The organism is Rhodococcus sp. MurmanLake-1 (genome assembly GCF_056945715.1).
In genome coordinates, this window is record NZ_JBWZNF010000015.1 from 72,008 (window position 1) to 91,702 (window position 19,695).

The window sequence follows — 19,695 nt, forward strand, 5'->3', positions numbered from 1 at the left end:
GAGGGTACGGGGAGTGAGGAAGGAAGTCCTGAAGTTGAAACACTCGCATTACATGCGGGAGCCAGTACGGCGAACGCTTACCTCTGACGCAGCAATACGAGTGATCAGCCGTGACGGCATAGCTGCAGCCTCGTTGCGAAGAATCGCGCAAGAAGCAGACGTACCGCTGTCGAGCCTCAACCATGTTTACCCAAGCAAGCAGGATCTTCTCAGAGACGCCTGGGACCGTTCCCATCAACTCGTGTTCCAGATCGTCGAAGAGGTCATCGATTCTCGGCCAAAGACCCTACACGGTGCGGTATCGACGCTGATCCTTGCATTCGTCGGAGGTGAACAGCCGATCACTCCACAGTCATCATCGGAATCACGGGCACATATCGAGAATGCCCAGCGCGCGCAATACGAGCTTTACCTGTGGGCGTCTCGAATTCCAGATGGCGGCGACAACGACGTAACCGATTACTCACCTGCGATCTTTAGCATTGAAACATTTTTGAAATCGTATGAATACCCTGGCGTCAATGCGGAGGCCCTGTCTCAAGTAGTCGCTGCAATGATCGACGGCCTGTTCCTGCAAACTATGTCAGGCAATTCCGTCGGGAGCAATCGGGATCGAGTGGACCGAATTTCAGCTGGCCTCATTTCATCCTGTACAGACTGACGGCCACAATGACGAGGTGGTAATTCCCATTACTGCTGGAACGGTACCGACAAGCGCTGGGCTGCACTATCCCCTGCCCATCATCGCGTCCTTGGACGGACCTAATCGAAGGATAGTGACACCGTCAGCCACGCCGGCAGCCGTGATGTCGGAGATGAGACTAAGAAGTCCCGCTTCAGTTCCGACGTATCGAACCGACGTTGGTTCGTCCGAACAGATCGAGGCAAGTTCAGACCTGGCTGTGCGTGCATCGACCGCTGTATACGACTCGATGTCCAAGAACACTGCAACATCGCGGTTTCCCGCACGTGCATCTGCCCGTATTCCCGACGTGCGGCGCTGCGCTTCGCGAAGGTCTTCCGCCTGGATACGAACGATTTCGCCTGGCGAGGCTTCGTCATCGGGCGCGCCCGCCTCGATCCATGTGTCTCCGATACATGTAGCGATGCGAAGAGCAGTATTCACAATGCACCAGCCCTTTTGATGGTTGAGGCGGTGGCGGTTGCGGAACCCTCGACGCGTCGAGAACAGGACGGAATTGCCATTAGCTCATGCCTGATATGTCTACGCGCCAACACGCGTCGGTCGTCTGCCTGGAATCCTCGGTATCACAGGCATCGATGAGCGACGTTACGACAACCGCCAGAGTGGGACGTATGTCCGACTCTCGTTCGAGAATACGTTCGCCTCGGAGAGTCGTCAATGGAAGAAAGAATGGTTTACTAACCGATAACAATGAAACGGTCGCTCGTGGGCGTGAACGAACGGCACTAGATCCCCAGTACTTCCCGAGCCCGGTCGATCTCCGAAGGGTCCGAGGTGGTGGGAATGAGAATCAAGTCGTCGACCCCCGCTTCCCGCGCACCACTTACAGCGTTCAACAGACCCGTGGCGCCGAAGTTGGGAGAAGCCCGCGAGTATTTCGCTGATACATCTGCCCCGTAGGACTGGAAGAACTCGCCCAAGTGTCGAGTGAACTGCTCCTCAGGGTCGGGTCCGAGGGCGAACCACATACACGCCGAGAAATGCGGGACTTCGTCGCGCCCGGCATCGGCCCATGCTTTGACGACCAGTTTCCTTTGGTCGGACAGGTTCTGTCCGTCGAGCTGGATAGTCTGGTTGGGATCATTGACACCATCAGCCCACTGCGCAGCGCGCGCAAGCGCTTTCGGGCCGGACACGCCTGCGACGAGGGGCACTGTGCTGCCCCTATACGGACGGGGGCCGACCGGACCGTAACCTTCCACCGGTGGCTTCTGAGACCAGACATCCTTCATCGCAGCTACATGTTCATCCATTTGCCTTCGGCGAAAAGAAGTTTCGGTTCCAGTCGCGGCGTAATCCTCACCTTGGCCCCCTATCCCAACACCTAGTGTCAGGCGACCCGCTGAAAGCTGGTCTATCGTTGCCATCTCCTTGGCAAAATGGACGGCATTCCGCGTCGGAAGTGTTGCGATTGCAGTCCACAGTTTCACGCGCTCGGTCACAGCCGCGGCAGCGGCGAGCTGAACAGTCAATGCCCAACTGTCGTAGACCAATCGATCGCAGATCGCCAGGCCGTCCCACGGTCCCTCGTCGATCTTCCGGCACCATGTGAGTTCTTCATTGCGTCCGTGAGGAATGAAAGACGGAAGCCCCATTGATAGATCCATTCCGATTGCTCCCTTCGTTTATGCCCCGTTTCGAGCGCTGTGCCACCGAGGCACTATCGTGCTCGATGTCGAGAACTGGGATCCGCCACATTCACAACACCCTGCGGCCCCCGCTGCCAGCGAGTGAGCGTCAGCGGGCACTCCGGTGCCGATTCCGCCGACGCATCCTCAGCGCGGATCGAGTTCAGAAATGTGTACCACCATCGATACGTACCTCGGTACCGGTAATGAATGCGGCATCGTCACTGGCGAGCATCGCCACGACGCCTGCAACCGCGGACGGCTCGGCGAATCCCTCCCCCAAGGCGGGCACCAACTTGGAGAACACCCGGTAATCGGCGTCCTCCGGTATGCCTGGCCCTACGCTCTGGCGACTCTTACCGCTCGCGTCGGTCATTCCAGAGGAAATCGACCCCGGCTGAACCGAGTTGAATCGAATACCCTCCTGCGAATACTCAGCAGCAAGTGCGTGTGTCATCGACTGAATCCCACCTTTACTGGCGGCATAAGCAGACATGTAGGGATGCGCAAAATTGGCGGACGTCGAACTGAAATTCACGACGGCCGACTTGGTGCCCTCCAGCAATGCAGGGAGCGCTTCCCGGATGACCAAAAACGTGCCCGTGAGATTGATGCGGATCACTTGCTCGAAAGCCGACAAGGATGTCGCAGCAGTATGCGATGAGCGAAGAATCCCAGCGGCATTCACCAGCACGTCAAGGCCCCCGAGAACCTGGACCGCGCTGCGGACGCCGGCGATCACCGATTGCTCGTCCGAGACGTCGAGAACCTGAGTTTTCAGGCAATCGGAGCCGTGAGCGTGCTTCTCCACGGTGTCTGCCAATCCAGCCTCACTGATATCGGCCGCCACGACCGAACCGCCCTCGGCGAGGATCCTCAGCACGGTTGCCTGTCCGATTCCTGACCCGCCACCGGTGACGAGAACTCTGCGTCCTTCGAAACGATCCATTTTGACATCCTGTCGTCGATGAGAAAATTCTGAATACGTGGCATTCTATGACATTCTGGCACAAATTGCCATCAATCCGGATGCGGACTGACAGGGACCGACAGATACCATGGGTCGATGTCGGACATAACCGTCTCTTTGATGGACAAGCGCAAGGCCGAGACGGAGCTGGCGATCGCCCACGCCGCCACCGAACTGTGCTTTGAGCAGGACTTCTCGCGAGTTACCGCGGCGGACATCTCAAGACGGGCAGGTGTCTCGCCTCGGACGTTCTATCGCTATTTTTCGACGAAGGAAGACGCAATTGGTCCACTTCTTTCCGCTGGTGCCGACCAGTGGCAATGGCTGGTGGCGAGTTCCGCTGCCGCAGAGAACGGACCGCTGAGAGCAATAGAAGATGCAATCAAAGCTGCACTCGATCCAGAAACGTCCGTCGAGTCAGACTCGGAACAGATGAGACAGTTACTCCGAGTGGTTGCGCGAAACCCCTCCCTCGCGGCAGTGTGGAATCGCGTCAACGGTGACTCCGAAGCTCAACTTCGAAAAGTTCTGGCACAAGTGGTCATTCCAAGAGAAAACGCCCTGACGATACGCATTGTCGCGGCTGCGGCGACCGCTGCGATACGCATCGCATTCGAGAGTTGGGCCGAAACCGACGCGACTGCTAAGGGTCCGCACGGACCGGCCGCAGTGGCGGTGCGCTGTTTTCACAAATTGAGCGGTGGCGTACTACCCGGCTGAAATCATAACGCACAACTACGTTCTGCCTTTTCTTGCCTGATGCGCCAGCGTAAATTGCACGCTGCGGAAAGTGGGCATTATCGTCGGACGCCCTGTTTCTTGATGAAGAACGATCCCGCCACCGCCATCAAAGATATAACGCCACCCCACACGAATGCCGTGTGAATACCTGACTGCTGAGCAGCGACGTCAGCCGCGCCCTCGGAGAGGCGGGAGGCAGCAGTGTTCGACATGATCGTCACGAACAGCGCTGTACCCGCCGCACCAGCCAACTGCTGACCAGTATTGAAAATGGCGCTGCCATGCGAATACAACTCCGCCGGAACCGATCCGAGCGAGGACGTCATCAGCGGTGTCATCACCAACGCCAAACCCGCCATCAGCAGCGAATGTATCCCGACCACCACAGGCAACCCGGTTTCCGTGTCCAGGAATGTCATCAGCCACAACGCGCCACTGACCACCACAGCACCCGGGATAACCAGAGGGCGGGGACCGACACGGTCGAACACCCGCCCGACGAACGGCGCCAGAACTCCCATGAGCAGACCGCCGGGCAAAAGCACCAGACCTGTCTTCAACGTGTCCAAGCCGAGCACATTCTGCAAGTACAGCGGAAGCAGAATCAGCGCACCGAACAACGCCATCATGCTGATCGCCAACATCACCAGCCCGATGCTGAACGTCGGAGTCAGGAACGGCCGCAGATCCAGCAGCGCACGTCCGTCCTCTTGTCGCGACAACTGACGCAGCACGAACACCGCCAGCGCGGCGACGCCGACGCCGAGCGATACCCACACCGGCACCCCGGATCCCTCGGCCGAGTGCCCGAGGCTGCCGAGCCCGTACACGATTCCCCCGAATGCGAACGCGGACAATAGGACCGACAACCCGTCGAACGGAGCCGCGCCGATCGTGGTGAGGTTCCTGACCAACGCCGAACCGACGGCAAACGCGACCAGGGCGATCGGCAACACGATCCAGAACATCCACCGCCAGTCCAGCGAGCGCAGGATCACACCCGAGAGGGTAGGGCCGATCGCCGGGGCGACGGCGATCACGATGGAGATCACCCCCATCATCGATCCACGCTTGTCCACGGGAACCACACGCAAGACTGTGGTCATCAACAGTGGGAGCATGATCGCGGTGCCACCGGCTTGGATCACTCGTCCAGCCAGCAGAAGTTCGAATCCGGGTGCAGATGCCGCGAGGAGCGTGCCGATGCTGAAGAGCGTCATCGCTGCTGCGAAGACTTGCCGGAGGGTGAAGCGTTGGAACAGATAGCCCGTAGTCGGGATGATCACGGCCATGGTGAGTAGGAAGCCGGTGGTCAGCCACTGCGCTGTGCTGGCAGTGATGTCGAGGTCCACCATCAGCCGCGGCAATGCCACGCCCATGATCGTCTCGTTGAGGATCATCACGAACGCGGAAACAACCAGCACGCCGATCAATAATTTGCTGCCCTTGTCCAGGGCTTCCGGTTGCGCGGTGCCTGTGGGAGCCTGTGTTTCTTGAATGTGCATACCGCGATCACGGACTCTCTGTTTCGAAGGAAAATTGCTCTAAATAATTGAAGGTATGAGACGTGTTGCAAGGGTGAGCAACACATGACGAGGTTGGCGTCGACTTTCCTCGATACTCCGACGCCAGCAGCGGACTCCTCACGGACAACGAGAAGATGTTTCGTCGCGGCGTGGCCAACGATCCTTGCGATCGACACAAGCTATTGGAAATCCAACCGAATTCGCGAAGATCGAGCGGATCTGAGGCCAAATCTAAACCACACCAACGATTTCGTGGTCGACATCGCGCTGAGCGCGCTCATTGATGACATGCGTGCAGGCAAATCGCTTGATTCGCCCTCTGCTCCGCTTCATATTAGCTCGTTGACCGATGGTGCCAATCGAACCTACGCGATTGCGCGATGACGCCCTCCCGTTACCCGAGCGACAGCACCACGTTGACGGATTCAGCGCAGTTTGTCCCAACCTGATGCGTCCAGGCCTTCAGCTGTGGAGGAGAGATCACACCGGGGCAGTTGTGATTGCCGTCACCGTGTGACAGCATCTGCCATGTAGACAGATACCAGCTCAGTGAAGGATGTTCACCATGACGTTCCGCGACGAGACCCCGAATGCCGTCGTTGACCGGGTGATCGCGGTCTTGAGCGCTTTCTCTGGCGCAACCACCCTCACGTCGTCCCGAATCGCGCGGCAGACCGGCCTCCCCCGCTCCTCTGTGCATCGCCTGCTCCAGCAGTTGGTCGACCTCGGCGTCGTGACTCGCGACGGCTTCGACTACCAAGTAGGTGTCAAGCTCTACGAGTTGGGCAGCGCTGCGGTCACGCAGCACAGCGTTCACCGTGTGGCGATGCCTCACATGGCCAGACTTAGCCGAACCACTGGTATGAGTGTCTACCTCGCCGCGCTCTCGGGTTCCGATGTCGTGTACATCGACAATGTGTGGACCGACTGGGCGGCACCGCTGCGCCGTGGCATCGTTCATCCTGCGCATATGACCGCGAGTGGCAAGATGCTCCTCGCATGCCTGCTACCCGAGCGCAGACCCGGGATCGACTTCAGCGGCATCCACGCTAAGACGCGCCACAGCATCAGGTCGCAGATCGAGCTGGATCGGGCATTGGCTGCGATTCGAGATTCGGGTGTGGCGCTGAACCGAGAGGAATTCCTGCTCGGTTCGACTTCCTTGGCGGTACAGATCGGCCCGCCGGAAGACGCGTCGACCGCGTTGTCAGTTTGGGGTCCATCCGAATTCGTGCAGAAGCCCGGCATCGAAATGCATCTGCGGCAGACCGGGCGCGCGATCTGGAGGGCTGCACAACGTGGTCCCACCCGGCGGCCGGCATCGCCGCCTTCAGGGGCCCAGCGGTCCGAACGAACCCGATATTCCGCCTCCATGTTCGAGGATGAGCCACGGGTGGGGTGAGCAACGGACACGGTCCCAGAACCCCTACTGAAATCTTCATCCGGCGCGGGCAACCGAGAGGTCGGCCGCCGCATCTGCAACCGGTACCATCGCCCCATTCGAACCAGGAGGAGACATGAGCAGTGCTCGCAGCAGCAGGCTCCTCGAACGCCGCTTTGAGGACGTTCGGCTCACGGTTGCGCTCGCTGCGCGGGACCTGTTCCTTGAGTGCCGTTCCACCGCCGTCACAGTCGAATCCATAGCGCAACGGGCCGAAGTTTCTGAACGGACTTTCTACCGGCATTTCCCGTCGAAGGCCGATCTGATCTCACCGCTGTTCGAACGCTCCAACCGTTCGTTGATCTGCTCCCTCAGTGAGTCCGATCCTGGCATGTGCGACATCGTCGACACGTTGGTCGAGCTCTTCACAAGAGAAGTCGCTGCAGGTCCCGCTCAGCACGCCGAGTTGCTCGAGTTGCTCATGGCCACGCCCGAATATCGATTGCGATGGGAAAGCACTGATCGAAATCTCATCGATGCAATAAGTGAATGGCTAGTAAGGTGGTCCGTGCATCCTCAAGAGCACTTCACCCGCCGTGTCACGGCTCTGACCATCATGACTGCCTCTCGCGCCTCCTACATGGAATGGACGGACAACGGCCGCTCCGGCGGGATCAACGGTCTGCGAGCCCTGCACACCAAGTCGTTCACGGCGCTCGCGCGACCGTGGTTGCCGGAGACTGATCCAACTACAGAGAGCAAACGATCATGATTGCGAAGAGCACCCAAGAAGTCAGACTTACAACGCTGGCGTGCACCGGGGACTGGCTCCCTGGACCTACGAGCGATCGGCCACTTCAACCCCAATGAAGCCCTTCGGAGATTATCGTGACTACGTGACGCGTCGGGAGCCACGGGCGGCTCAACGTCACTGACGGCGAACGCGGAGTGTGCCTGGCACGAAGGTCCGGGCCAGAGGCGAACGCCAATCGACGGAGATCAGCAGTTCGCGCAACACCTCACCCCCTCGCGTGTGATCGCGCCGCCTCATGAATCAGGATCACGCGAGCCGCTTCACGGGATGCTGCTGTTTCCGCTCCCCCAGTCACGTGGGCCGATTCCGCCATTGTGGGATGTAGCTTCACGCCGACCAGCGGCGTGCCAAGGTAACGCGTGGGCCCGGACAGCAGTTACTCCGATCCGGCGTAGTGCGGGAACTTCCTCACGCGCTTACAAGAGCCCCAGCGTCGACTCGCCATTGCGAAGTGCTTTCGTACAGCGCGTTCGAATGTCGGGTCAGCCCGTCATGGTGAAGGGCGCGGCTTGCATCTTGACCAGGTCGACGCGCTGCTGCCACGTGTCGAGCCATTCCGGATGAGGGAAGACATGAGTTCGCCGCGCCGCCATCGCCTTGACCACCATCTCCGCAACTACTTCGGGCGAGATGCCCTCTTGCTCAATTGCCCGGTACACCTTCTCACGCAGCTCCGCGATCTTGGGATCGGCCTGTGCGCGCGGTACATGCCCCTCTGGGGCGTTGCGCTCTTCGTGCCGGATTGCCGTGGCGGTATAGGCCGGGCACAGTACCGCGACACTTACGTTGGGGTGCTCCACGGCGAATTCATTGGAGAGCGCCTCTGACAACGCCACGACGCCTGCCTTGGTAACCTTGTAGTCGGCCTGGTAAGGGCCAGTTGTAAAGCCCGCCATCGAGGCAGTGTTGACGATGTAGGCTTCATCTTGTTCCGCAAGCACCGGCAGAAAAATCCTGCAGCCGTGAATGACACCCCACAGGTTTACACCGACAGTCCATTCCCACGTCATCTCACTGATGGTGCTGAAGCGCTGTATTCCGCCGACGCCCGCGTTGTTACACAGCACGTGGACGGCTCCGAACCGGTCAACGGCCGCATCGCGCAGCCCTTCGACCGATCGAGCGTCTGCGACGTCGGTTTCGACTGCCAGAATCTCGCCCAGCGCCGACAGTTCTTGTGCCGCCAACTCCAGTCGTTGGGCGTCCTTGTCGGCAAGGACAACCTTCATACCTTCCTGGAGAAACCGAACCGACAAGCCGTATCCGATGCCCTGGGCCGCCCCTGTCACAACGGCGATTCGATCACGCAATTCTCTCATAAGATAGCTCCTGTTGAGGCTTCGGTTCAATACCGGTACCCGTTGCGCGCCAATACCTTTCGAAGAATTGAGCCATCGGGAACCGAGTTTGTATCCGTTTGGTCTCGGCAATGTCCGCGGCCGGCGCGATCAACGCGGCGCAGGCCGTCCAGAATCCAGCGATCGGTGATCACGTCCATGTGGCCGCCGGGTAACGGACCTATTTTGGTAGCTTGTCCTTCCTTCAAGCAGTGCTTTCAGAATTTTCGTTATTGTCTGCCGACATTTTCAATGAGTCCTCTACCCTTCCCACCAACCGGGATATCTGTCCGTAACCGACAAGTCCGAGACGAGCATCGTCGTGGCCGTACACCGGCGGATCGACGTGCGACTTCAGCCGAGTTGGTGCAGAAACCTCCGAAAGTGCACGCGCCTAGGCGAGACGCCGAGCGCGGCCAGGTCTCGTCCCTGAAGTGCACTCAGCAGCTTCCGTGCCCCTAGACAACCGAACTCCAGTGGAAGTCTGCAAACTCTCACAGGATGAAAGGGCACGTAATTCTCGGTTCGGCGCCAGGATCTTCCGACCCGACATCGAGGCTCAGACGACCTTGGGGAGTCGAACCTCGAAGCAAATGACGAGAGGGTGTTCCAGCTGTTCCTCAAACCTGGATTCGCATCGACCGCGGGGAGTGACTTCGCCCGGGCGACCTGAATGAGGCAAGACACCGCGCTCTGTGCCTTGCCGCGAGATCCGACTTCGCCTGTGCGGCCGCCACGGCGACTCATGCGTCCTTGGCTGCGGCACCCGATTGGTACCGCCGTCGGAGACGATAAGCACGGCATCGTAAATCCCGTATCTCACTGCCCGACGGTACGACGCGTCAGTCCCGGGTGGCAACAATCTTCGCGCAACACGCTGCCTCACACTCGCGGACCACCGTGCGCAACACTCAGCCGGAACGCTGGGCAATCCGGCCGAATGCTACTCGGTCCCTCGGCATTGACTGGCGCCGACTTGCTGGTTAGCGGTCTCAATGAAGTCGCGGAATGCCTGCCCCGACGGGAAGCTCTAGACAAGACTCGCCCAGTTCAGCTGAGCGGACCGCCTCGTCGATACTCTTCCGAAGAGACGGGCATCCACGCCGTGGATCGCCCACCCGGGTCGAGGAGGCCGAGATAAGCGGGCACTCTGATGCATCCGTCGTCCATTGGATGGAGGTGTGGGCTTGGCTGAATTTCTCCACCAGGACCTTCCGGCCACAAGTGTCGCAACCCAATGCTTGCATCGTCATCGAATGCTCCTCTCCGAACTTATACGAGAGCGAACCTAACCGCTGAGGCGGCAGCGCCGCGGTTGCCATCCCGACCACCGGGAGGGCGCCCGCGGCCCCGATTCCACCTCGGCCAGGAGGCGGAAGTTACGGTGTCACGCAAGCGAATTGGCCGTAGGCGAGTCCCTGAGCTTCTCGACGGCTGCCCGCCTGACGCGAAAAAGCATTCGTGGCGCTCCTCGCTTGAGCTGCCTACAGCCAGGGACTGCAGGCAGTGTGCGGCGTCCGTGACCGTGTTGGATGGTGTCAGCTTCGCGCAGCAGGTTGCTCGGGATCGAGCCCGTTCCGCCGGTGCGGGCGGTGGGTCTCCGACGTACTCGGGCTTCTCCGTGACCAGTGTCGAGAGTCTCGTCTCGTGGGCCGCCTGCGCCGTGCCCAGACCCGACGAGCCCGTCGCTCGTCATGACATCAACCGACATGGTGGTGGTGGCGATCATGCGTTGTCTCCCTTCGCTCCGGCGCCGTCGATGAACTCGAAGTCGACCGGGTTGGGTTCCCGCAAGAGCGTCCAGTAGTCGACCAGTCGCCACGGGCAGGGCACAATTGCGCGCCCCTGGCTGTTGCGGTAGTAGCCGTTCACCGTGGCACCGGGATGCACCCAGACCGTCTTGTCGAGTGCCTCGTCGACCCGGCGGTTGTAGTCGTCGAGCACCTCCTGCTTGACGTCCATCGCGGCGTGATCGTTCTCCAGCAGGTACTGGAGGCACTCGATCACATAATGGACGTGCTCCTCGCTCAGGATGTTGTGGCCGGCGCCGTGGTTTGGCGCCGAGTTCGGGCCTGCGGTCACGAACAAGTTCGGGAATCCGGCCACCTGAATACCGAGGTAGGCGCGCGGGTTGTCACCGCCCTCCCACACGTCCGCGAGGGTTCGGCCGTCGCGGCCGGCGATTTCGATCGAAGTGGTGAACTCCAGCTGAAAACCCGTCGCCAGGATGATGACATCCGCGGGGATGTACTCGCCCTCAGTGGTAAGCACCCCGTCGTGGTCGACGCGTTGGAACGATGCCCGGTGCAGGTTCACGTGGTCACGGGTCAACGCCTTGAAGAACCCAGGGTCCTTCACGATCCGCTTGCCATACGGCCGGAAGTCGGGCGTCAGCTTCTCGATCAGGTCGGGGCGGTCCGCGAAGCTCTTCTGCAGGTATTCAGTCGCCGTTTTGAGCACCATCTCGTTGGCAGCGGAGGCCGAGAAGTGCGTCTGCGCCCACTCCTCGTCGATGCGGGGCAACACGTACAGATTGTCCGATGCGAACCAGTAAGACCGTAGCCGGAACCACTCGTTGAAGCGCGGAATGTTCGCCATCGCCCACCGCTCGCCGTCCGAGACCTCGTGAACGACGGTCTTCTCGGGCACAATCCAGTGCGGCGACCGCACTACCACGTCCATCGACCGAACTTGCTCAACGATGTTCGCGACCACCTGCACGGAGGTGCAGCCTGTGCCGAGCACGACCACCCGCTTGTCCGTCAGGTCCAGGTTCTCGTCCCACTCGGCGGTGTGAATCACTGTGCCACCAAACGAGTTCAGGCCCTCGATGTCCGGGATGTTCGGTGAGTTGAGCATGCCAAGCGCCGTGACCACCGCGGCGGCCCTCTGCACCTCACGGGTGCCGTCGGCTGTCTCTGTCGTCACCTCCCACACGTTCTCACTCTCCAGCCAGATGACGGAAAGCACGCGGGTGTTGAACGAGATGTTGTCGACGATCCCGTAGGCGTCGACGACGCCACGAAGATACTTCTGATACTCGACGCCGGAGGGGTAGTACTTCGACCAATTCGGATTCAGCTCGAACGAGTAAGAGTAGTAGTGGCTCGGCGTGTCGACCGCAGCTCCCGGATAGGTGTTGCGCGACCAGGTTCCGCCGATCTCGTTGCGGGACTCGAACACCCGATACGAGAAGCCCGCCTCGCCGAGTTTGATCGCGGCGTTGATGCCGACAATGCCCGCGCCGATCACGATCACCGAGAACTCGGCCGGGGGCGCGACCGTCACCGGCACCTTGCGTTCGCTTGGCGAGAAACCCGCCTGCTCAAGCAGGATCGGCAAGAATTCGACGTCGACCCGCTCCGAGGTCGCGACAGTCGCCATGCGGCCGAATAGTTCCCGGTCGGGTGTACCGAGACGGTCCATCATGTCTACGGACAGCAGCTCGTGCGCGCGGGATCGAATGTCGGCAATCACGTCTGCCGGGTACTGCCCGGGAGGAGCGGTGGGCTTGATACCTGTCTTGTAGTGGTTGCCCGGCTCTGTGATCGTCAACCGCGACCTGAACTCTTCGAGGAGGCTCGGGTCGCCGGTCACGTGTACGAGAGACATCAGCAACGGCGCGGGATCACAGCTGTCGATCGCTGCGTGCAGCTCAACCTCGCGGTCACCACCGGGCACGTTTTCCGCCACATCTGCGGCTATCGTCTCGGTCATTGTTCACCTTTCGGAAGGGGCACACCCATGCGGAGCAACATCTCGCGTGGGTCGGCCGGTGGTCTGAGATCGAGCAGCTGGCTACCGCGTCGCTGTGCTGAGGCAATGCAGATCTCGTCGTCGGAGTAGATCCAGAAGTCTCCGCGCGCAATCTGCTCGATCATGTGCTCGGCAGCAACGAGGGGGTCCAGCCCCTTCTCGACGTTGTCCCGCTGCATCGCGGCGAACACCTCGTTCGCCGTTTCGTTACCCGTCGGGGCCTCACGTTGAGCCGACGTGAAGATGTCGCTCCGGATCGAATGCGGGATCACCGCGCTGACCTGGATCGGCGCGTCGACCACTGCGAGGTCCTGGTACAGGCTCTCGGTCATCGCTTGAACCGCATGCTTGCTCACGATGTAGGGGGACTGGACGGCGGCACTGTTCAGTCCACCCACGGAGGACAGGTTCGCGATGTACGACGGGGTACCCGCCTGGATCATCCGCGGGACGAACGACCGCAGACAGAAGAACACGCCGTCGACGTTGATCTGCATCACCCGCTGCCAGCGATCACGGTCGATCTCCCACAGCAGACCGGCCGACTCGACACCTGCGTTGTTGATAAGCAGGTCCACCCCGCCGTGGGATTCGAAGACGAACGCCGCCATGCCCTCGACGTCGTCCGGGTCGCTGACGTCCACGCGATACGGCTCGGCGCGTCCACCCTTGGCCACGATCTCCGTGGCGATCTGCTTCGCGCCCGGTTCGTCGACGTCGGCGACGATCACCAGCATGCCGAGATGCGCGAGGTGACGGACGAGTCCCGCTCCGATGCCCGCCGCGGCGCCCGTGACGACAGCGACGCCGTCCGCGAAACGAGTGGGTGCGACGACCGTCGAGTTGGCCGAAGCCTGGTCGGTTTCCTTAGTCATCGCGGCTCAAACACCTGCCGGCTTAATGCTGGGGTTCGCCCACTCGGGCGGCTCCAGCCTCGGGAGAACCTCGAGGCCGTCCAGCGTCATCACCGGAATCTCCTTCGACCACGGGTAGTGGAGGCTGAAGGCCACCAGTCCGGTACGCTCGGCCGCCGGCACCGTGCACATCTCCAGCACCGTCTGAGCCAGGTATTCGACCGGCTCGGCCTCGTAACCCTCGGGCAGCAGCGCCGCAGCACCCGGGGTCCGGACTGCCGTGGAGGGACCGACGACGTTTACCGCGATGTTGTCGTCCTGCACCTCCGCGGCGAGCCCCTCAGAGAACCGATGCAGTGCGGCTTTAACCGATGCATAGATGACGTCGCCGGAGGTCTTGTTGTACTCCCGGAACGGACGGATGGGGCTCAAGCCGGTCGACGACCCGATATTGACGATCCACCCAGCGCCTGCCTTGCGCATGTGTGGAATCGCGGCCTGCGACAACAGGAATGGCACCCTGAGATAGTGCTCGACGGTTCGGTCGAACATCTCCAGATTCATCTTCTCGATGGAACTGTAGTCCGCGAAGCCCGCATTATTGACAAGGATGTCGATGCCACCGGTCGCCTTGACCACGGCCTCGACAAGCCGACTCCGCTGCTCGGCGTCCTCCAAGTCGGCGGGAATGGCGATCGCCCTGCCGCCTGCCTTCTCGATCAGGTCGACCGTCTCGTCAAGCGAGCCCTCGATGATCTGGCTCTCGCCGTTGCGAATCGACTGTACCGGGGTGTTGGAGCGAGCGGTGACGACGACGGTGGCGTCCTCGCTTGCAAGACGTTGCGCGATGCCTCGTCCAATCCCTCGGCTACTGCCCGTCACGAGGGCGGTCATCCCTGTCAATCGGTAGTTCATGGCTTCCTCTACTGTGCGTGCGGCCGGATTCACACCGGTGGTGACTCATGGTCGAACGCATCGGCGGGCGGCGACACCGAATCGACCGCTGGATGGAAAGCGAAATTCGAGGCTCATGTGGGTGATTCGCCACCTAACGCCAACACTTGCCGCATCAACTCCCACAGTTCTGTTCGAGCCGGCCCGGTGAGGGAAAGCTGCGGGAAGGTAAGGAAGCCGTGGAACAACCCGTCGAAGCGGTGCGAGAGGACGGGAACACCCGCAGCGGCGAGTTTCTTCGCGTAGTCGTCCCCCGCTGAACAGGGCGGATCGAGTTCAGCGGTCGCGACGAGTGCCGCGGGGAGTCCCGTCAGCGATGCAGCGCGAGTGGGGACGATGAGTTCGCTGTCGGTACCGTCCGGTGCGTACTGATCCCAGTACCACCTCATCGCTTTGGCGGTGTTGTAATAGCCAACACCGTACTTTTCGTACGACTCGGTGGTGAAGTCGTTGTCAATGAGCGGGTAGATCAGGATCTGCGCCGTGATCCGTGGCCCGCCACGGTCTCTCGCCGCGATTGATACGGTCGCGGCGAGATTGCCGCCCGCGCTGTCACCGACGACCGCGATTCGTCTCGGGTCTCCCTGGTACTCGGCGATTGTATCTGCCGTCCAGCACACCGCCGCGTACACGTCCTCCACCGCCGCAGGTGCCGGGTGTTCCGGCGCGCGCCGATAGTCGACGGACACTACAACGACGCCGAGTGCGTCCGCCATCGATCGGCAGAGCTCGTCATGGCTGTCTAGATCGCAGAAGACGAATCCACCGCCGTGCGCGAAGACGACGACGGGTGCTGGCGACGAGCCGACGGAATGTGGCGTATAGACCCGCAGAGGGAGACCACCTCCCGGACCGTCGATCGTGACATTCTTCACCCGCTTCATGTCCGGCGTCCGAGTGAGCGGAGACCGCCGGGACAGAATGATCTCGCGAACCTCGGTCGCCGAATACGCTGTCACATCCGGAAATCCGGACTCGAGCGCCGCGAGCATTGCCTCGACGTCAGGATGCAGATCGGTCCTGCGTGCGCCCGTCATTTCAGGCTTCCTCCGTAGATGTGACGATCTCGAACCCCTTGTAACCGGCCTCCGCAACCTCGGCGCAGATGCTCCCGTAGTTCGCGAATCCTCCTATGTACGGCATGAACACCCGTGGCTTGCCGGGGATGTTCGAGCCCAAATACCATGAGTTCGCGGTTGGGAACAGGGTGGCCGCAGCCTTGGCGTTGCACTCGGCGACCCACTCGTCCACTGCTTGTTGTGTCGCCTCGATCGACACCGCGTTGTGCTCGTCCAGGTAGTCGAAGCACTTCGCGATCCAGTCGATCTGCAGTTCAGCCATGAGCACCATATTCGCGAGCACGCTCGGGCTGCCAGGTCCTACCATGTTGAACAGGTTGGGGAATCCGGCGGACGAAAGCCCTAGGTAGGTGCGTGGTCCGGCGGCCCAATCCTCGTTCAGGGTGCGGCCACCGCGACCCACGATGTCGATACGCGAGAGCGCGCCGGTCATTGCGTCGAATCCGGTGGCGAATATGAGCATGTCCAGCTCGTGCAGCTGGTCGCCGACTAGGACACCGTTCTCGGTGATCTCGGTGATTGGGGTCTGCCGCAAGTTGACCAGTGTGACGTTGTCGCGGTTATATGCCTCGAAGTAGCCGCTGTCCGTGACGATGCGCTTCGTGCCGATGGGATGGTCGTTCGGGATCAGCTGATCGGCGAGTTCCGGATCGTTCACCATGTCACGAATCTTGGCCTCGACGTACTTGCGTGCGGTGTCGTTAGCCTCGAGGTTGGTGGTCTGATCGGGGAATGCCTTGGCGAACAGGTAACCGCCGCGCTGCCACCACTCGTCGTAGATCCGCGTGCGCTCCTGCTCCTCGACCTCCATCGCGCCCTTGGGATAGGGCGTAAACGGGGTACCACCACCGCTGAGGCGGGCGAGACGCCGCCGCTCGGGGTATCCGGCTTTCACCTGCGCGATCAGTTCCTCGGTCAGCGGCCGATTGCCTGCGGGGATTGAGTAATTGGGGCTCCGCTGGAACACCACGACCTGAGCGGCATCCTTCGCTATCTCTGGAATTGACTGGATTCCGGACGACCCGGTACCGATCACGCCGACACGCTTACCCACGAAATCAACGGGCTCATGCGGCCATTCACCGGTGTGGTAGCTCTCTCCAGCGAAGGAATCCCTACCTGCGATCGCAGGACGGTTGGTCGCAGACAGGACGCCGGTCGCCATCACGCAGAAGCGCGCGGTCACGGACTTTCCGGTGTCGGTGGTCACAGTCCACAATGCCGCTTCTTCATCGTAGACGGTGGAGACGACCCTGGTGAGAAAGTCATACGCGCTGCGCAGATCGAACCTGTCTGCAACGTGCTCGAGGTAGGCAAGGATCTCCTCCTGGGTGGCGAAACGCTCCGACCACGTCCATTCCTGCTGGAGGTCCTCGTCGAACGAGTAGGAATAGTCGATACTCTCGACATCGCATCTGGCGCCGGGGTAGCGGTTGTGGAACCAGGTGCCACCGACGCCCGCGGCGGATTCGAATCCGTGGACGTTCATTCCACGTTGCCGGAACTTGTGCACTGCATACAGCCCGGAGATGCCGGCGCCGATCACGACGACATCGGACGCGTCACTCTGCGTATCCACTCTATTCACTTCCTTGCTGAGGACCATCTCGGGTCTTTGGATTGTGGGTCGGGTGCGTCCTCACCGTTACCTCGATGCGGGTGGCAAAACCGACAGCTGGAGTTTGTTCAGCGACCACGCCCGACGACCCGGGACTGGGCTGTCAGGGCATGACGAATCAATGTGCGGCGTCAGCCTTCGTGACCAACGAGTTGCTGGCAACACGGTCGGCCTCCGCTTGTGCCGCGGCCTTCATCTCCTTAGCCCATAACCATTCGTGGCCCCAGTAGCTGTCGGCCGTGATCTCCTCCGCCGTGTAGTACGACTCGTCCACCAGCTCCCCTGCGGTGCCGTATTCGATATCCCATCCCCCAGGTACACCGACGTAGAACGAGATCATCTTGTCGTTGGTGTGACGACCTAGCGTCGACGAGACGGGGAAATCTCGCGTTTGCACTTGGTCGAAAGCCCGACCGACGGCGTCAAGTTCGTCGACCTCCACCATGACGTGGATGAGGCCCGGGTCACGTCCCTCCAGCGTCGGCATGATGGCGAGACTGTGGTGACGCTGGTTCACACCGAGGAACCGGATCCGTTGCGGTCCCACCTCGGGAGGGGCTGGCATCCGGAAGGCACCACGCGGGAGGAATGCGAGAACCTCCGTGTAGAAGCGGTACGACTCGTCGAAGTTCGCCGTCGGCATCACCACGTGGCCGAGACCCTGCGCCCCAGTGATGAACTTCTGCCCGTACTTGGTGACCACTGGGCTGTGCTCCAGAACCGGCCCGTAAAAAATCTCCAGAGGGGTACCTCCCGGATCTCTCAACGACAGGCCACCCTCGATCTTCCGGCTCTCGCACAGGTCGAACGGCATCGTCTCGTACTCGTATCCGACGGTGTCGAGTTGTGCCGCGAGCCGGCGCAGCGCAAATGCGTCGCGCACCTCCCAACCGACTGCGGTCACCCTGTCAACCTCCCCGTGCACCACGGTGATTCTCGAGGGTCGCTCGTCCATCCGGAAATGCAGCGCATCTTCTTCGTCTCCGACCCCCGGCGCGAAGCCGAGCACCTCGAAGCCGAGCTCGCGCCATCGGTCCATATCCGTAGCCAGGACGCGCACATAACCGAGTCCTTTGATTTCCGTCATTGTCAAGCGTCCTTTCGTAGATTCAACAAGCACCAGCCGGACCCGATCATCAGATCATCACGCGCAGTGGACCGTTGGGCACGTCAACGCCCAGCGAAGCCATGGCCGAACCATGGTAGGGCGTGCTGGAGACGTGGATCGCGTGGTGGAGCCCGCAGTGCGCGTCCCGCCAGAATCGCTGCAACGGGTTGTCCAGCCGCAGAGCGTTGCCACCCGCCCTGTCGAAGACCTCGTCCGCAGCTCGGACGGCTCGCCAGGCCGAACGAACCTGGTTGCGTCGTACCTGAGCACGCAACTCGAAGTCGATCTCCTTGCCCGCGTCCACGAGATCCCAGATGCGGTCGACATTACTCAGCAACTGTTGTCGCGCAGCGTCGATCTCGGCCGCGGCCTCCCCCAGCGCATGCAGCACGTACGGATCGTCCCGGACCGGCGTTCCGGTCGAACCGATGCGCTCGCGCTGGTAGGCAATCCCTGCCGCGAGCACACCTTCACAGATGCCGATTGTGGCGGAGGTGATTCCGAGCGGGAACATCGTCGACCAGGGCATCTTGTACAGCGTCTCCGTCACGCCGTATTTCTGGGCCGCAGTGCCGTCGATGACATCCTGCGCATTCATCACCCGATAGTCGGGGATGAAGGCATCTTTTACCACGATGTCCTTGCTTCCCGTACCACGGAGTCCCATAACCTCCCAGGAATCTTCGACGATCTGGTAATCCGAACGCGGCAGGATAACGTGCAGACCCACCGGCGGCATCAGAGGCTGTCCGTCCTCGTCCCCGACTATCGCGCCGAGGAAGATCCAGTCGCAGTGGTCGGTGCCGGAGGAAAACTGCCAACGGCCGTTCATCCGGTAACCACCCTCTACCGGCACCGCGATTCCGCCCGGCATGTAAGGCGAGGCCTGCCAGGTGTCCGAGTTCTCGCCCAATACCTCGTCCTGAACCTTCGGATCCGCGAAGGCGAGCTGCCAAGGATGCACACCGACGATGCCACCCACCCAACCAGCTGATCCGTAGACGCTGGCCAGCTTCATCACACTTTCGGAGAACTCGCGAGGGTGGGCTTCGAAACCGTTGTATTTCTTGCGCTGCAACAGACGGATGATTCCGGACTGCCGCAACACATCGGCGGTGTCATCTGTAAGCCTGCCAATCGAGTCGGATTCCTGCGCGCCGTCGCGCAATGCGTCGGCATTGGCGACGATGTAGTCGAGCGCTTCGTAACTCATGTGTCTCTTT

Annotated in this window: 16 protein-coding genes; 4 read left to right on the forward strand and 12 right to left on the reverse strand. The window is 61.1% G+C overall.

The window, feature by feature from the left end:
- Positions 1 to 52 precede the first annotated feature (52 nt).
- Positions 53 to 661 (forward strand): TetR/AcrR family transcriptional regulator, encoded by a 609-nt coding sequence (locus AC2ETI_RS28300; protein WP_276328054.1) that lies wholly within the window; start codon positions 53 to 55, stop codon positions 659 to 661.
- A 770-nt stretch (positions 662 to 1,431) separates the two neighbouring features.
- Here AC2ETI_RS28300 and AC2ETI_RS28305 read toward each other — a convergent pair.
- Entirely contained in the window at positions 1,432 to 2,313 is an 882-nt protein-coding gene (locus tag AC2ETI_RS28305; protein ID WP_030003119.1) for an LLM class flavin-dependent oxidoreductase, read from the reverse strand.
- A 184-nt stretch (positions 2,314 to 2,497) separates the two neighbouring features.
- The gene (locus AC2ETI_RS28310; protein ID WP_030003120.1) at positions 2,498 to 3,283 is read right to left on the reverse strand and encodes an SDR family NAD(P)-dependent oxidoreductase; all 786 of its coding nucleotides are present in this window, start codon (positions 3,281 to 3,283) and stop codon (positions 2,498 to 2,500) included.
- A gap of 117 nt (positions 3,284 to 3,400) precedes the next feature.
- Between AC2ETI_RS28310 and AC2ETI_RS28315 the strand changes: the two genes are divergently transcribed.
- Complete coding sequence (locus AC2ETI_RS28315) at positions 3,401 to 4,024, forward strand: TetR/AcrR family transcriptional regulator (RefSeq protein ID WP_030003121.1); 624 nt, start codon at positions 3,401 to 3,403, stop codon at positions 4,022 to 4,024.
- A gap of 77 nt (positions 4,025 to 4,101) precedes the next feature.
- Here AC2ETI_RS28315 and AC2ETI_RS28320 read toward each other — a convergent pair whose 3' ends face one another.
- The gene (locus tag AC2ETI_RS28320) at positions 4,102 to 5,550 is read right to left on the reverse strand and encodes a DHA2 family efflux MFS transporter permease subunit (RefSeq protein ID WP_030003122.1); all 1,449 of its coding nucleotides are present in this window, start codon (positions 5,548 to 5,550) and stop codon (positions 4,102 to 4,104) included.
- Positions 5,551 to 6,136: 586 nt separating this feature from the next.
- Between AC2ETI_RS28320 and AC2ETI_RS28325 the strand changes: the two genes are divergently transcribed.
- Both AC2ETI_RS28325 and AC2ETI_RS28330 read left to right on the forward strand, forming a co-directional pair.
- Positions 6,137 to 6,973 (forward strand): IclR family transcriptional regulator, encoded by an 837-nt coding sequence (locus AC2ETI_RS28325; protein ID WP_037121678.1) that lies wholly within the window; start codon positions 6,137 to 6,139, stop codon positions 6,971 to 6,973.
- A 115-nt stretch (positions 6,974 to 7,088) separates the two neighbouring features.
- Positions 7,089 to 7,724 (forward strand): TetR/AcrR family transcriptional regulator, encoded by a 636-nt coding sequence (locus tag AC2ETI_RS28330; RefSeq protein ID WP_051636674.1) that lies wholly within the window; start codon positions 7,089 to 7,091, stop codon positions 7,722 to 7,724.
- Between the two features lie 524 nt (positions 7,725 to 8,248).
- Here AC2ETI_RS28330 and AC2ETI_RS28335 read toward each other — a convergent pair.
- The 9 genes from AC2ETI_RS28335 to AC2ETI_RS28375 form a co-directional block, all read right to left on the reverse strand.
- Positions 8,249 to 9,085, reverse strand: a complete 837-nt coding sequence (locus tag AC2ETI_RS28335) for an SDR family NAD(P)-dependent oxidoreductase (protein ID WP_030003125.1) — start codon at positions 9,083 to 9,085, stop codon at positions 8,249 to 8,251.
- Positions 9,086 to 10,490: 1,405 nt separating this feature from the next.
- Positions 10,491 to 10,832, reverse strand: coding sequence for a hypothetical protein (locus tag AC2ETI_RS28340; protein WP_030003126.1), 342 nt, complete (start codon positions 10,830 to 10,832; stop codon positions 10,491 to 10,493).
- A complete protein-coding gene (locus AC2ETI_RS28345; protein ID WP_030003127.1) occupies positions 10,829 to 12,820 on the reverse strand; it encodes a flavin-containing monooxygenase in 1,992 nt (663 codons plus the stop codon). Before AC2ETI_RS28345 ends, AC2ETI_RS28340 begins: the two co-directional genes overlap by 4 nt.
- Positions 12,817 to 13,734, reverse strand: coding sequence for an SDR family NAD(P)-dependent oxidoreductase (locus AC2ETI_RS28350; RefSeq protein ID WP_051636675.1), 918 nt, complete (start codon positions 13,732 to 13,734; stop codon positions 12,817 to 12,819). Before AC2ETI_RS28350 ends, AC2ETI_RS28345 begins: the two co-directional genes overlap by 4 nt.
- Positions 13,735 to 13,740: 6 nt before the next feature.
- Positions 13,741 to 14,628, reverse strand: a complete 888-nt coding sequence (locus AC2ETI_RS28355; protein ID WP_030003129.1) for an SDR family NAD(P)-dependent oxidoreductase — start codon at positions 14,626 to 14,628, stop codon at positions 13,741 to 13,743.
- A 113-nt stretch (positions 14,629 to 14,741) separates the two neighbouring features.
- Complete coding sequence (locus AC2ETI_RS28360; RefSeq protein WP_030003130.1) at positions 14,742 to 15,704, reverse strand: alpha/beta hydrolase; 963 nt, start codon at positions 15,702 to 15,704, stop codon at positions 14,742 to 14,744.
- Between the two features lies 1 nt (position 15,705).
- Positions 15,706 to 17,325, reverse strand: coding sequence for a flavin-containing monooxygenase (locus AC2ETI_RS28365; protein WP_244891536.1), 1,620 nt, complete (start codon positions 17,323 to 17,325; stop codon positions 15,706 to 15,708).
- A gap of 157 nt (positions 17,326 to 17,482) precedes the next feature.
- A complete protein-coding gene (locus AC2ETI_RS28370) occupies positions 17,483 to 18,451 on the reverse strand; it encodes a VOC family protein (RefSeq protein WP_051636676.1) in 969 nt (322 codons plus the stop codon).
- 49 nt (positions 18,452 to 18,500) lie between these two features.
- A complete protein-coding gene (locus tag AC2ETI_RS28375; protein WP_030003133.1) occupies positions 18,501 to 19,685 on the reverse strand; it encodes an acyl-CoA dehydrogenase family protein in 1,185 nt (394 codons plus the stop codon).
- Positions 19,686 to 19,695: the final 10 nt, after the last annotated feature.

Coding starts and splice junctions, on each gene's coding strand:
- AC2ETI_RS28335 (WP_030003125.1), bottom strand. CDS start 9,085: ATGAGAGAATTGCGTGATCGAATCGCCGTTGTGACAGGGGCGGCCCAG.
- AC2ETI_RS28355 (WP_030003129.1), bottom strand. CDS start 14,628: ATGAACTACCGATTGACAGGGATGACCGCCCTCGTGACGGGCAGTAGC.
- AC2ETI_RS28305 (WP_030003119.1), bottom strand. CDS start 2,313: ATGGATCTATCAATGGGGCTTCCGTCTTTCATTCCTCACGGACGCAAT.
- AC2ETI_RS28370 (WP_051636676.1), bottom strand. CDS start 18,451: ATGACGGAAATCAAAGGACTCGGTTATGTGCGCGTCCTGGCTACGGAT.
- AC2ETI_RS28330 (WP_051636674.1), top strand. CDS start 7,089: ATGAGCAGTGCTCGCAGCAGCAGGCTCCTCGAACGCCGCTTTGAGGAC.
- AC2ETI_RS28315 (WP_030003121.1), top strand. CDS start 3,401: ATGTCGGACATAACCGTCTCTTTGATGGACAAGCGCAAGGCCGAGACG.
- AC2ETI_RS28310 (WP_030003120.1), bottom strand. CDS start 3,283: ATGGATCGTTTCGAAGGACGCAGAGTTCTCGTCACCGGTGGCGGGTCA.
- AC2ETI_RS28300 (WP_276328054.1), top strand. CDS start 53: ATGCGGGAGCCAGTACGGCGAACGCTTACCTCTGACGCAGCAATACGA.
- AC2ETI_RS28320 (WP_030003122.1), bottom strand. CDS start 5,550: ATGCACATTCAAGAAACACAGGCTCCCACAGGCACCGCGCAACCGGAA.
- AC2ETI_RS28345 (WP_030003127.1), bottom strand. CDS start 12,820: ATGACCGAGACGATAGCCGCAGATGTGGCGGAAAACGTGCCCGGTGGT.
- AC2ETI_RS28340 (WP_030003126.1), bottom strand. CDS start 10,832: ATGATCGCCACCACCACCATGTCGGTTGATGTCATGACGAGCGACGGG.
- AC2ETI_RS28360 (WP_030003130.1), bottom strand. CDS start 15,704: ATGACGGGCGCACGCAGGACCGATCTGCATCCTGACGTCGAGGCAATG.
- AC2ETI_RS28325 (WP_037121678.1), top strand. CDS start 6,137: ATGACGTTCCGCGACGAGACCCCGAATGCCGTCGTTGACCGGGTGATC.
- AC2ETI_RS28350 (WP_051636675.1), bottom strand. CDS start 13,734: ATGACTAAGGAAACCGACCAGGCTTCGGCCAACTCGACGGTCGTCGCA.
- AC2ETI_RS28375 (WP_030003133.1), bottom strand. CDS start 19,685: ATGAGTTACGAAGCGCTCGACTACATCGTCGCCAATGCCGACGCATTG.